10 protein-coding genes and 1 pseudogene are annotated in these 12,073 nt (G+C 64.1%); 1 reads left to right on the forward strand and 10 read right to left on the reverse strand.

All coding sequences use genetic code 11. The annotated features are described in order from the left end of the window. Positions 1 to 217: pseudogene (locus YU3_RS36515) on the reverse strand (hypothetical protein); the annotation flags it as partial. A gap of 197 nt (positions 218 to 414) precedes the next feature. Between YU3_RS36515 and YU3_RS0113985 the strand changes: the two are divergent. Beyond that, positions 415 to 1,482 carry a hypothetical protein gene (locus YU3_RS0113985; protein ID WP_027166842.1) on the forward strand — a complete coding sequence of 356 codons (1,068 nt, stop codon included), beginning with the start codon at positions 415 to 417 and terminating at the stop codon, positions 1,480 to 1,482. A 274-nt stretch (positions 1,483 to 1,756) separates the two neighbouring features. On the opposite strand, the gene YU3_RS0113990 is transcribed toward YU3_RS0113985, so the two are convergent. The 9 genes from YU3_RS0113990 to YU3_RS0114030 all read right to left on the reverse strand — a co-directional run bounded on the left by YU3_RS0113990 (position 1,757) and on the right by YU3_RS0114030 (position 11,903). Beyond that, the gene (locus YU3_RS0113990) at positions 1,757 to 2,044 is read right to left on the reverse strand and encodes a DUF1330 domain-containing protein (RefSeq protein ID WP_027166843.1); all 288 of its coding nucleotides are present in this window, start codon (positions 2,042 to 2,044) and stop codon (positions 1,757 to 1,759) included. A gap of 21 nt (positions 2,045 to 2,065) precedes the next feature. Beyond that, positions 2,066 to 2,773, reverse strand: coding sequence for an orotidine-5'-phosphate decarboxylase (pyrF, locus tag YU3_RS0113995; protein ID WP_027166844.1), 708 nt, complete (start codon positions 2,771 to 2,773; stop codon positions 2,066 to 2,068). Next, positions 2,773 to 3,369, reverse strand: coding sequence for an NADPH-dependent FMN reductase (locus YU3_RS0114000; protein ID WP_027166845.1), 597 nt, complete (start codon positions 3,367 to 3,369; stop codon positions 2,773 to 2,775). Before YU3_RS0114000 ends, pyrF begins: the two co-directional genes overlap by 1 nt. Before the next feature lie 116 nt (positions 3,370 to 3,485). Then, positions 3,486 to 4,091 carry a phospholipid N-methyltransferase PmtA gene (gene pmtA / locus YU3_RS0114005; RefSeq protein ID WP_027166846.1) on the reverse strand — a complete coding sequence of 202 codons (606 nt, stop codon included), beginning with the start codon at positions 4,089 to 4,091 and terminating at the stop codon, positions 3,486 to 3,488. A gap of 142 nt (positions 4,092 to 4,233) precedes the next feature. Next, positions 4,234 to 5,364 (reverse strand): molecular chaperone DnaJ, encoded by a 1,131-nt coding sequence (gene dnaJ / locus YU3_RS0114010; protein ID WP_027166847.1) that lies wholly within the window; start codon positions 5,362 to 5,364, stop codon positions 4,234 to 4,236. 321 nt (positions 5,365 to 5,685) lie between these two features. Next, positions 5,686 to 7,602 (reverse strand): molecular chaperone DnaK, encoded by a 1,917-nt coding sequence (gene dnaK / locus YU3_RS0114015; protein WP_027166848.1) that lies wholly within the window; start codon positions 7,600 to 7,602, stop codon positions 5,686 to 5,688. Positions 7,603 to 8,061: 459 nt separating this feature from the next. Next, the gene (locus YU3_RS0114020; RefSeq protein WP_027166849.1) at positions 8,062 to 9,030 is read right to left on the reverse strand and encodes a substrate-binding domain-containing protein; all 969 of its coding nucleotides are present in this window, start codon (positions 9,028 to 9,030) and stop codon (positions 8,062 to 8,064) included. A gap of 18 nt (positions 9,031 to 9,048) precedes the next feature. After that, the gene (locus tag YU3_RS0114025; protein ID WP_027166850.1) at positions 9,049 to 10,344 is read right to left on the reverse strand and encodes an ABC transporter permease; all 1,296 of its coding nucleotides are present in this window, start codon (positions 10,342 to 10,344) and stop codon (positions 9,049 to 9,051) included. Next, entirely contained in the window at positions 10,341 to 11,903 is a 1,563-nt protein-coding gene (locus YU3_RS0114030; protein WP_027166851.1) for a sugar ABC transporter ATP-binding protein, read from the reverse strand. The genes YU3_RS0114025 and YU3_RS0114030 overlap by 4 nt, the downstream gene beginning before the upstream one ends. Positions 11,904 to 12,073 lie beyond the last annotated feature (170 nt).

The following is a 12,073-nucleotide window of genomic DNA, read 5'->3' on the forward strand; positions in this document are numbered from 1 at the left end:
CCTGGTCGAGCCGGGCGAACTGGAAGAACCGCTGTAGCCGCCGATACTTCGAGGCATGGCGCGCCGGACCGCACAGATGCACGGCCAGATGCGAAAGGTTGACGCTACGCGACTGGGCAAGTCCGGCGATCAGCACCGCAAGCGTCACAAGCCGGCTCTTGCTTAGCGAAAAGTGCCGACCTAACGTCTCGATGAGAGCGGAATGAATCAGTGTCATGGACGAAGATCCTTTGCTGAGGAATCTTCAATCCAAACACATCATCCCGTTCTCACCCTGACTGTCGTGTACCGTGGAATCCGTCTCAGCGCGACGCGCTTTAAGCTGTCACGCAACCGCCCGGGCCGGTCGGTTTCCCGCAAGCCGAACGCTCCCGCCATGCGATGGTGGCGTGCTGATTTCGCCCGGAGCATTCGATGCCGCAGCCGACGCTGATCCTTGTCCATGAGCCGGAAAGGGCCTGCTTCGATCGGCTTGTCGCGGATGGCTATCCAGCCGAGCGCGCCACCGAGATCTCCTCCTATCTGGCGCAGTCGACCGATCTTGCGTCCGAATTCGAACTGCTCGCCGCCGCCTGCGAAAAGCGCGGCCTCGCCTTCATGGCCATCGAGCTCGACGGCGCGGCGCCGGTGCTGGCGAGAGCCGATCCGCAGACGACGCTGGTCTGGACGCTGACCGATGGCGTCGCCTATTTCCGCGGTGGCGTGGCGCCGGCGCTGGCGCGGTTGAACGGGCTGCGCACCATCGGCGCCGACGATTCGCTGTTCGCGCTCTGCCAGGACAAGCTCCGCTCCGGCGCTGTGCTCGGCGCGCTCGGTCTGCCGGCGCCGCCGGCCGGCCTGGCGCGCAACGGCGAATGGCTGGTCGAGCCGCCAGCCTCGTCCGCCGGCTGGTTCGTCAAGCCGAACCGGCTCGGCGCCAAGATCGGCATCTGGCCGGATTCGCGCATCGCCGATCTCGGCCATGCGCTGGAGCTTAGCCGGCGTGTCTTTGCGCATTATCGGGACGACGTCGTCGTCCAGCCTTATGTCGCCGGCCGCAATGTGCGCGCGAGCTTCCTCGGCCTCAAGCCCGAGACGGGCATCGAGGCTTTGGGCATCTACTTTGTCGATTCCGGCGGCGATTTCCAGACCATGGCCGACTCGATGGCGCTTTATGGCGAAACCGGCCAGGCGGCTAGAGATGCGGGAACCTATGCCGAGCCGGAGCTCGAGCCGGTCGGCTCGAGCCAGCCGGCGGCCGACCGGAAAATCCGCGCCATCGCCCAGAAACTGATTGCCGGTCTTGGCTTGAGGGACGTCTTTTCCGTCGATTTCCGGGTCGATGCCGACGACACGGTCCATCTTATCGAGTTCGAAGTCTGCCCCGGCCTGCCCTGCTTCGATTTTCGCGACTATTGCCGCAGGCAATGGGGCATGAGCCTTGCCGATGCGATGGCGCAGACGGCGGCGAACCGGTTGAGGGTGCAACTTCATGATGGCTGAGACCTGACGACTTCGTCATTCCAGGGCGGAGCAAGGAGCGAAGCGACGCGCGCAGACCCTGGAATCCATGCCGTTACCTCGGCCGTGGAGTGCAGCGGAGCAGAATTCCGGACCGTAGCGGCGCATAGAAGTCGCGGCATGGATCCTCGGGTCTACGCCGCGTCGCTACGCTCCTTGCTCCGCCCGTGGATGACGAGAAGGTGGGCGTTTCAGCTTATCCCCAACATACGCCAACGCAGCAACAGCCGACCCGCCAAACTCCTGCGCCGACGAACTAAACGCCCTCGACCAGCACGATCTCGCCATCGGCCACTTTCTGGCGGATGGCCACGGCGCGCTGATATTCGGGCGAGTGGTAGCAATCATGCGCCGCGGCAAACGACTCGAACTCGATGATCACGTTGCGGGCGCGGCCCGGCCCTTCAGCCTTCTCATACTCGCCGCCGCGCGCCAAAAATTTCGCGCCGAAGCGGTCGAACGCGAGCTTGGCGGCGGCGACATAGTCCTTGTAGCCTTCGGCGTCGCGCACATCGACACGGGCGATCCAGTATCCCTTGGGCATTTGTTTTCTCCGGTTCGAAAATCAGGCCGACTGCATCTCGGCGAGTATCGCCTCTGCCGCCGCGCGGCGGTCCGGCGCCGCGACGATCGGCCGGGCCACGACCAGATGGCTGGAGCCGTTGCGAATTGCCTGCGCCGGCGTCACCACGCGCTTCTGGTCGCCATGGTCGCTGCCTGCAGGTCGGATGCCCGGCGTCACCACTGCCAGGTCGGGCCCGACGATCCGGCGTACCGCTTCGGCTTCCTCCGCCGAGCAGACGATGCCGCCCATGCCGGCATGCAGCGCCTGTTCGGAGCGCCTCAGCACCAGCGTGTGCGGGTCGTATTCATAGCCGGCGTCGATCATGTCCTGCTCGTCCATCGAGGTCAGCACCGTCACCCCGAGCAGGCACAGATCGCTGCCCTTGGCCGCCTCGACCGCTGCTTTCATGGCCTTGGGATAGGCATGCAGCGTCAGCATCGTCACGCCCATCCTGACGATGTTCTCGACGCCCTTGGCCACCGTGTTGTCGATGTCGAGCAGCTTCATGTCGAGGAACACCTTGGTCCCGCCGCTGGCAAGCTCGCGTGCAAACTCCAGCCCACCGGCGAAGGCGAGCTGGTAGCCGATCTTGTAGAAGGAAACAGTGCCTTCGAGCTCGCGCACTGCCTTCTCGGCTTCCCTCAGCGTCGGCAGGTCGAGCCCGACGATCAGCCGCTCACGCATGGTATCGGCCTCGGCGAAATGCATCACGCCTCGATCCGGGTGGACAGCATGCGCGAGGTTTCGATCAGTGTACGGCATAGGCGCTCCATCGATTGGTGTAGTCTGGCGTCCCTGAATTGTCCGTCCTCGGCGAATGCTTCACGGGCCTCGGAGACCGAGCATTCCGGTGTGATCACCTCCATCTGGCAGCGCACCAGCACCGCGCGCACATGGTTGATGCAGCGTATGCCGGCGAACTTGCCTCCGGAGGAGGAGCACAGGCCGACGGGCTTGCCGGCAAGCGGCCTGAACGAGCGGCTGCCTTCCCGACGGATGCGGCTCACCCAATCGATCGTGTTCTTGAGCAGTGGCGGGATCGAGCCGTTATATTCAGGCGTCGCGATCAGGAGCCCGTCATGTGCCGCGATCTGACGGCCGAGCTTGACCGCGTTCTCGGGGATGCCTTTTTCGTTTTCCAGGTCTTCGTCCATGATCGGCAGCGGATAGTCGCCGAGCGAGATGCGCGTCACTTCCGCGCCCTGAATGGCAAGTTCCTTCTGCGCGACGTCGGCTGTCCGGCCGCTGAAGGCCCCGGTCCGGACCGAGCCGGCAAAGACGAGGATTCTTGGGATCACTGCCATTGGCTTGCTTCGCTAAGGGAGTAGGGGAATAAGGGAATAGGGCAGTAGGGATAGCGCGGAAGCTGAACCGTTCATTCCCTATTCCCCTACTGCTTTGCTGCCCTACTCCCTTATCCCTAATGCGCGGCGCGCCGGTAGATCCACAGCTGCGTCGGCGGGATGTTGCGGAAGATGAAATCGAAATGCTCGACCGTGTAGTCGCCGCGCCCTGCCGGTATCGGCGACAGCGGGCCGTAAGTCAGCTGCACGATCGGCCGTCCCTGCGGAATGCGGTCGAGCAGGCTTTCGATATAGGCGATGCGCTGGGCGACCGGGAAATTGAGCAGCGGCACGCCGGAGACGACCGAATCGAACACCATGTCGCGCTTGTCGCCGAGCGTGGCATTGAGGTTGAAGGCATCGCCCTCGATCACGTTGACGCCGGGATAGAGCCCGCGCAGATGGCGCACGAAGTCGGTCGAATACTCGACAGCATAAAGATTTTCGGGCTTCACGCCCTGGGCGAGGATGGCGCGGGTGATGACACCGGTGCCGGGACCGACTTCCAAGACCGGCAGGCCAGATCTCGGATTGACGATCGACGCCATCTTGCGGGCGGTGATGGAACTGGTGGGGACGATCGAGCCGACCGTTTTCGGCTTGTCGATCCAGCCTTTGAAGAACTTCAGCTCGTCGTCGAATTTTTCGGCCAGCGCTTTGCGCAACCCGGGACTACGTGCCATGCGAGCTCTCCTCAATGCTCCGCCCTCGGTCCGCTACTTAGCAGTTGGGTGGGACAAGGCAAGGTATCGGCCTGGCATAAGGTGTTGATGACGCTTGGGAAGCGCCCGCCTTCGGTGCCGGTGCGCAATGCGGTCACGGTCGTCAGCCTTCGCCGAACGACTCGAAAAAGTCCTTCATGCGGGCGAAGAAGCCGCTCGACTGAGGCGAATTGTCCTTCGAGGAGAGCTGCTCGAACTCCTCCAGGAGCTCGCGCTGGCGCCGCGACAGGTTCTGCGGCGTCTCGACCGCCGTCTGGATGTAGAGGTCGCCGATATTGGGCTGCCGCAGCACCGGCATGCCCTTGCCCTTGAGCCGGAACTGGCGGCCGTTCTGGGTGCCTTCCGGCACCTTGACCTTGGTCTGGGTGCCGTCGAGCGTGGTGACCTCGAAGGAGCCGCCAAGGGCGGCCGTCGTCATCGAGATCGGCACCTTGCAATAGAGGTCGGCGCCGTCGCGCTGGAAGAATTCGTGCGGCTTCACCGCCAGGAAAATATAGAGGTCGCCGGACGGTCCGCCGCGCAGGCCGGCCTCGCCCTCATTGGCAAGCCGGATGCGGGTGCCGTCCTCGATGCCGGCCGGGATATTGACCGACAGCGAGCGCTCCTCGGTGACGCGGCCCTGGCCGGCGCATTTCGGGCAAGGGTCCTTGATCGTCTGGCCGCGGCCCTGGCATTGCGGGCAGGTGCGCTCGATCGAGAAGAAGCCTTGCGTGGCGCGCACCTTGCCGTGGCCATGGCACATCGAGCAAGTCACCGGCTGCGTGCCGGGCTTGGCGCCGCTGCCGGAGCATTCCATGCAGGAGATCGAGGCCGGCACGCGGATCTGGGCCGTCTTGCCCGCGAAGGCCTCTTCCAGCGTGATTTCCATATTGTAGCGCAGGTCGGCGCCGCGCTCGCGGCCGCCCGAAGAACGGCGCTGGCGGCCGCCCATCATGTCGCCGAAGATGTCCTCGAAGATGTCGGCGAAGCCGCCGGCGCCAAAGCCGTGCGCCGCGCCGTTCATGCCGCCCTGTTCGAAGGCGGCGTGGCCAAAACGGTCATAGGCCGCGCGCTTCTGCGGGTCCTTCAGCGTCTCGTAGGCTTCGTTGATTTCCTTGAACTTGTGCTCGCAGGCATGATCGCCGGGGTTGCGATCGGGATGGAACTGCATGGCGAGCTTGCGGAAAGCGCTCTTGAGTTCCTTTTCGTCGGCGCCTTTTTGCACGCCCAGCGTTTCGTAGAAATCAGCTTTCATTTTTTCCCGCTGTCCGGATGCTCAATGTCTTCAAGCATTGTTGGCGACGTTTGCCGGCACGTTCTTGGATTTAGGAGCGATGTTTCCCGGATACTAGTACCAAGCGGGCCCCGCTCCGGGTTTTCCGTCACTTTTTCAGGCAAGCCCGCACTTTTCCAACAAAGGTTGCAAAAAAGCCCGGCTTTGAGCCGGGCTGCTCTACAGCGCCGCGCGTTCTCTCGGACGCGCAAATGACGCTGTAGCACCTTTGAATCGGCGCATGATCCTTTCCAAAATCGATATCGATTTTGGGGTCATGCGCACGATTTGCCGTCAGCCGGTTCAGGCCGACTTCTTCTTTTCGTCGTCTTCGTCGATTTCCTCGAAGTCGGCGTCGACCACGTCCGAATCCTTGGCGGCGTCCGCCTTGGCGTCGGCTTCGGCCGCTTCCTTCTGCGAAGCCTCGTACATGGCCTGGCCGAGCTTCATCGAAACTTCGGCGAGCGACTGCGACTTGGCCTCGATATCGGCCGGATCGTCGCCTTCCGCAGCGCTCTTCAGCGCGGCAATGGCGTCGGAGATCGCGGCGCGGTCAGTCTCCGAGACCTTGTCGCCATAGTCCTTGAGCGACTTCTCGGACGAATGCACCAGCGCTTCGGCCTGATTGCGGGCCTCGACGAGGGCACGCCGCTTCTTGTCTGCCTCGGCATTGGCCTCGGCGTCCTTGACCATCTTCTCGATGTCGGCGTCGGACAGGCCGCCCGAAGCCTGGATGCGGATCTGGTGCTCCTTGCCGGTGCCCTTGTCCTTGGCCGAGACGTTGACGATGCCGTTGGCGTCGATGTCGAAGGTGACCTCGATCTGCGGCACGCCGCGCGGCGCCGGCGGGATGCCGACCAGGTCGAACTGGCCGAGCATCTTGTTGTCGGCCGCCATCTCACGCTCGCCCTGGAAGACGCGGATCGTCACCGCGCTCTGCGAATCCTCGGCGGTCGAGAAGGTCTGGCTCTTCTTGGTCGGGATCGTCGTGTTGCGCTCGATCAGCCTGGTGAACACGCCACCCAGCGTCTCGATGCCCAGCGACAGCGGCGTCACGTCGAGCAGCAGCACGTCCTTGACGTCGCCCTGCAGCACGCCGGCCTGGATGGCGGCGCCGAGCGCCACGACCTCGTCCGGGTTGACGCCCTTGTGCGGCTCCTTGCCGAAGAACTGCTTCACGATCTCCTGGATCTTGGGCATGCGGGTCATGCCGCCGACCAGCACCACTTCGTCGATCTCGCCCGCCTTCAGGCCGGCATCCTTGAGCGCCGCCTTGCAAGGCTCGATCGTGCGCTGGACGAGGTCGTCGACCAGGCTCTCGAACTTGGCGCGGGTCAGCTTCATCGTCAGGTGCTTCGGCCCGGTGGCGTCGGCGGTGATGAAGGGCAGGTTGATCTCGGTCTGCGTCGTCGACGACAGCTCGATCTTGGCCTTTTCGGCCGCTTCCTTCAGACGCTGCAGCGCGAGCTTGTCGTTCTTCAGGTCGATGCCTTGTTCCTTCTTGAACTCGGTCGCCAGGTACTCGACCAGGCGCATGTCGAAGTCCTCGCCGCCGAGGAAGGTGTCGCCGTTGGTCGACTTCACCTCGAAGACGCCGTCGCCGATTTCGAGCACCGAAATATCGAAGGTGCCGCCGCCAAGGTCATAGACGGCGATGGTCTTGCCGTCCTTTTTCTCCAGGCCGTAGGCGAGCGCGGCGGCCGTCGGCTCGTTGATGATGCGCAGCACCTCGAGGCCGGCGATCTTGCCGGCGTCCTTGGTCGCCTGGCGTTGGGCGTCGTTGAAATAGGCCGGAACGGTGATGACCGCCTTCTCGACCTTCTCGCCGAGATAGGCTTCCGCCGTCTCCTTCATCTTCTGCAGGATCATGGCCGAGATCTGGCTGGGCGACTGCTTCCTGCCGCCGGCCTCGACCCATGCGTCGCCATTGTCGCCCTTGACGATCTTGTAAGGGACAAGCTTTTTGTCCTTCTCCGTCACCGGGTCGTCATAGCGGCGGCCGATCAGGCGCTTGACGGCAAAGATGGTGTTTTCCGGATTGGTGACCGCCTGGCGCTTGGCCGGTTGGCCGACGAGACGTTCGCCATCGTTCGAGATGGCGACGATGGAAGGCGTGGTGCGCGCGCCTTCAGCGTTCTCGATCACCTTGGGGTCCTTGCCATCCATGATGGCGATACAGGAATTGGTCGTGCCGAGATCGATACCGATAACTTTTGCCATTGTTCTTGTCTCTCCTCTAAGCAGGCTCTCAGGACCCTGAAAAGGCGTTCCGACGAAAGCCCCTGTTCATAAGAATTCCATCGCGGTCCCCGCTTTTCAGGGCCGGACGGCTGGCGCGTATATAAGAACAGGCGACACGGGGCGCAAGCATTCTGCGCAAGCTGTCCCTTGTCTTGACAAGGACCAGAGCGCGATTTGCCGCGATTTGCGACGGAATCGGCGCGGGATCGTTCTATCCAGTTGTTCCGGCTTGGTTTTTTGGAGCCGATGCCGCTGGCGGCGCGCAGATCCGCGATCCGGCAAGGGCTGGGCTTGCCCTGGCAGGCGTGACTTTCGGTCGCGAGAGAGCGGAAATTCGGCGTTGCCGCCATGCTTTTGGCATCTGGCGGCAAGCTGTGGAGAGCGCCTGGCGCTCCGCTATTCCCTGCCGGGCGAGGTCGCCCGGCAGGGATCGTGGACTTAAAGCCCGTTGTCCTTGAGGATCTTGGCGGCGTTGTCCTTGGTGATCTTTTCCGTCGGCAGCGTGATGGTCTTCTCGACCTTCTCGCCGTTCAGGAACTTGATCGCCTGGCGCAGGCCCTCGGCGCCCGGCGTCACATAGGTGAAGGTCGCCGTCAGCTCGCCCTTGTTGACCATTTGCACGCCTTCGTTGGGCAGGCCGTCGATGCCGATGAACTTGATGTCCTTTTCGCGCCCGACGTCCTTGGCCGCGAGATAGGCGCCATAGGCCATCGGATCATTGTGGCCGTAGACGAGATCGATCTTCTCGTTGGTCTTCAGCGCGTTGGCCATGATGTTGTAGGCCTGGTCCTGCTTCCAGTCGCCCGACTGCTGGTCGAGCAGGTACTTGATGCCCGGCTCCTTGTCGGTGAATTCGTGGAAGCCGTCATGGCGGTCATGTGCCGGCTGCGTGCCCATGCCGCCCCAGATCTCGACGACATTGCCGGCGGCCTTGCCCTTGCCGCCGAGAAGTTCGACGGCATATTCGCCCGCCGCCCGGCCGATCAGCGCATTGTCGCCGCCGACAAACTGGGTGTAGTCCTTGGTCTCGACATTGCGGTCGAGCACGAAGACCGGGATCTTGGCATCGATCGCCTGCTGCACGACGCCGGTCAGGCCTGCCGATTCCTTCGGCGACACCAGAAGCGCGTCGACCTCCTGGCGGATCAGGTTCTCGACATCGGCGACCTGCTTTTCGGTCTTGTCCTCGCCGTCGGTGATGATCAGCTCGACCTCGGGATGCTTGGCGGCTTCCGCGATGATGTCCTTGTTGAACTGGGCGCGCCAGGGTTCGATGGTCGTCACCTGCGAGAAGCCGATCTTCCACTTCTTGTCCTGGGCAAAGGCATGGTTGCCGGAAAAGAGCGCGGTGGTCGTAAGAAGTGCCGCCGCGAAGGTGGCGAGCTTCAGCATATCACGTCGTTTCATGGTACTATTTCCTCCGGATTATAGAGACGAGGTCTCCTGTGACGGCCGCTTGGCTGCGGCCGTTTCCTTTTGCGCCGTCCGTCCGCCGGGCAGGCGCAGATAGCTTAGAAGATCGCCGGCGTTGCGCTCCTGCACGAGCACCGTGCCGATGATGATCGCCCCCTTCAGCACCAGCTGAAGGTTCGAATTGATGTTGTGCAGCTGCAGGATGTTGGACAGCAGCCCAAAGATCAGCACGCCGCAGAAGGTGCCGATCAGGCTGCCGCGCCCGCCCATCAGGCTGGTGCCGCCGATGACCACGGCGGCGATGGCGTCGAGCTCCAGCCCGGCCCCGGCATCCGGCTTGCCTTGCCGGTACTGCGCCACGTAAAGCACCGCGGCGATGCCGGCGAGCAGGCCCGATATGGCATAGGTGGCGATCTTGACGCGCCCGGCGGCGATACCGGAAAGCCGCGCCGCCTCTTCATTGCCGCCGATCGCGTAGACATAGCGGCCGAAGGGCGTGAAGCGCAGCACCGCGCCGTAGATCACGATCGCACCGAGGAAGAACAGGCCGGGCATCGGCACGATGCCGAACACCAGCGAGCGCAGGATCTCGAATTCCGCGGTGGCGTTGGAGCCGGTATAGACCGGCAGCACCGCGTTGTTCTGACCGGCTGTCAGCCTGGCGATGCCAAGCGCCGTCACCATCATCGCAAGCGTGACGATGAACGGCTGCAGCCGGCCGGCGACGATGATGAAGCCGTTGATGGTTCCGAACAGAAGGCCGACGCAGGGCGCCGCCAGAAGCACGCCGAGCACGCCGAACTTGGTCTCGACCTGCGGCAGCAGGTACCACAGCGACAGGCAGCACAGGATCACGCCGACGACGCCCGGAACGACCAGGCCGCGCGTCTTGTCCAGCCGCGCGTCGCGGCCGGCTTGCGCGCCGGCGCGGGATTTCTCGATGTTGAGCAGGATGAAGCGCGTGGCGAGGGCGCCGAGGCACAGTGCGACCAGCGCGACCGTCGGCACGCCGAGCGCCGCCGACGGCGTGACGCCCGGCACGGTCAGGAGCATGGCGCAGACGACCGAGCAGATCGCCATCAGCGAGCCGACGGAAAGATCGATGCCGCCGGTCAGGATCACCGCGGTCATGCCCGTCGCGATGAGGCCCGTGGTCGACACCTGACGCAGCACGTCGAGCAGGTTGCCGTAGGACAGGAAGATGTTGTTGCCCTTGGAGCTGATCGGCGAGCCGAACACGCCGATCAGGAAGATGGCGATCAGTCCCCAGTAGAGCTTGGTGCGGGAGAGAAGGCTGATGAGGTTCATGCGGCAGGTCTCGCGGTGCGTCTTGGCGCGGCAAGCCGCATGATCGCCTCTTCGCTAGCTTCCGCGTGGGAAAGGATTCCGCGCTGGCGGCCCTCCGCCATGACCAGGATGCGGTCGGCGAGATGCAGAAGCTCGGGCAGTTCGGAGCTGATCACGGCGATCGCCAGCCCGTCGCCGGCCAGCTTGAAGATGAGGTCGTAGATCTCGCGCTTGGCGCCGACATCGATGCCGCGCGTCGGCTCGTCGAGCAAAAGCACGCGCGGCCGCGTCGCCAGCCATTTGCCGATGACCACCTTCTGCTGGTTGCCGCCGGAGAGCGTGCCGGCGGCCTGCTCGATATTTTCGCAGCGGATGCCGAGCGCGCTTACCGCGTCGCGTGCCAGGCCTTGCTCGCCGGAGCGCGAGCGCAGCCCGAAGCGCGCCAGCGCGCCGACCAGCGGCAGAGCGACATTGTCGGTGATCGAGGCCTTGAGGTGCAGGCCCTGCGTCTTGCGGTCCTCTGTCACCAGGGCGATGCCGAGCCGGCGGGCCTCGCGCGGCGAGCCGATCTCGATAGGCACATCGTCAAGCCGGATCTCGCCGCCAGTGCGGCCGCCGCTGGAGCCGAAGATCGCCTCCAGGATTTCGGTGCGGCCCGAGCCGAGCAGCCCGCCGATGCCGAGGATTTCGCCGGCGCAGAGGTCGAAGCCGACGCCGTCGATCACCGTGCGCCAGCCGTGCCGGTCGGGCTTCGAGAGCGACAGGTCCCTGACCGAGAGCACCACCTTGCCGCCGCGGCCGCGTTCGTGCTCCGAGGAAGCCAGAAGGTCGCGCCCGACCATGGCCGAGATGATGGCGTCTTCGTCCAGTCCTGCCATGTCCCGCGTCAGCACATGGCGTCCGTCGCGCAGCACCGTCACCCGGCTCGCCAGATGCATGACCTCGTCGATCCGGTGCGAGATGTAGACGATCGCGACGCCGCTTGCCGCGAGTTGGCCGATGATGCGGAACAGTCTCTCGCACTCGGCCGGCGACAGCGCCGAGGTCGGCTCGTCCATGATCAGGATGCGTGCTGACTTCGACAGCGCCTTGGCGATCTCCACCAACTGCTGCTCGCCCACCCTGAGCGTGCCGACGCGCGCTTCCGGATCGAGCTCGATGCCCAGCCGCTGCAGCAGCGCGCTGGCAGTGCGGCTGCTCGCCTTGCGGTCGACGACCAGCCCGGCGATCAGCTTTTCGCGCCCAAGGAAGATGTTGTCGGCAACGCTGAGCTCGGGGACGAGGTTGAGCTCCTGGTGGATGATGGCGATGCCGGCATCCTCGGCGTCGCGCACGCCGGCGAAACGGGCCGGCCGGCCGTCGATGGCCACATCGCCTTCGTAATCCGTATAGACGCCCGAGAGGATTTTCATCAGCGTCGACTTGCCGGCGCCGTTCTCGCCCATCAGCGCATGCACCTCGCCGCGCCTCAGCTCCAGGCCGACATCGGACAGCGCCACGATGCCGCCGAATCGCTTGGAAATACCGGTAGCGCTGAGGACGACGGCTGGACCGTCGGCCGCCATATTCCCCGTCGTCATGGACCCGGTCGTGATGGAGTCAGCGCGCTGCATGACAAAGTACGGCCTCCCTCCGTCGTCTTTGGCTGCCTGGAACGCTAATCTAAACGTTTCGAATGTGTCAAGCGCATATCTGGTAACCGAGGGTTGATGCATTTCAATTCTTGCGAAAAACATCCGGTTTACGTAGG

Source organism: Mesorhizobium sp. WSM3224, from assembly GCF_000427725.1.
GTDB lineage: Bacteria > Pseudomonadota > Alphaproteobacteria > Rhizobiales > Rhizobiaceae > Mesorhizobium.

Excerpts from the sequence above, each read along its gene's own strand:
- YU3_RS0113985 (WP_027166842.1), top strand. The coding sequence starts at position 415 with ATGCCGCAGCCGACGCTGATCCTTGTCCATGAGCCGGAAAGGGCCTGC.
- YU3_RS0113990 (WP_027166843.1), bottom strand. The coding sequence starts at position 2,044 with ATGCCCAAGGGATACTGGATCGCCCGTGTCGATGTGCGCGACGCCGAA.
- pyrF (WP_027166844.1), bottom strand. The coding sequence starts at position 2,773 with ATGCATTTCGCCGAGGCCGATACCATGCGTGAGCGGCTGATCGTCGGG.
- YU3_RS0114000 (WP_027166845.1), bottom strand. The coding sequence starts at position 3,369 with ATGGCAGTGATCCCAAGAATCCTCGTCTTTGCCGGCTCGGTCCGGACC.
- pmtA (WP_027166846.1), bottom strand. The coding sequence starts at position 4,091 with ATGGCACGTAGTCCCGGGTTGCGCAAAGCGCTGGCCGAAAAATTCGAC.
- dnaJ (WP_027166847.1), bottom strand. The coding sequence starts at position 5,364 with ATGAAAGCTGATTTCTACGAAACGCTGGGCGTGCAAAAAGGCGCCGAC.
- dnaK (WP_027166848.1), bottom strand. The coding sequence starts at position 7,602 with ATGGCAAAAGTTATCGGTATCGATCTCGGCACGACCAATTCCTGTATC.
- YU3_RS0114020 (WP_027166849.1), bottom strand. The coding sequence starts at position 9,030 with ATGAAACGACGTGATATGCTGAAGCTCGCCACCTTCGCGGCGGCACTT.
- YU3_RS0114025 (WP_027166850.1), bottom strand. The coding sequence starts at position 10,344 with ATGAACCTCATCAGCCTTCTCTCCCGCACCAAGCTCTACTGGGGACTG.
- YU3_RS0114030 (WP_027166851.1), bottom strand. The coding sequence starts at position 11,903 with ATGACGACGGGGAATATGGCGGCCGACGGTCCAGCCGTCGTCCTCAGC.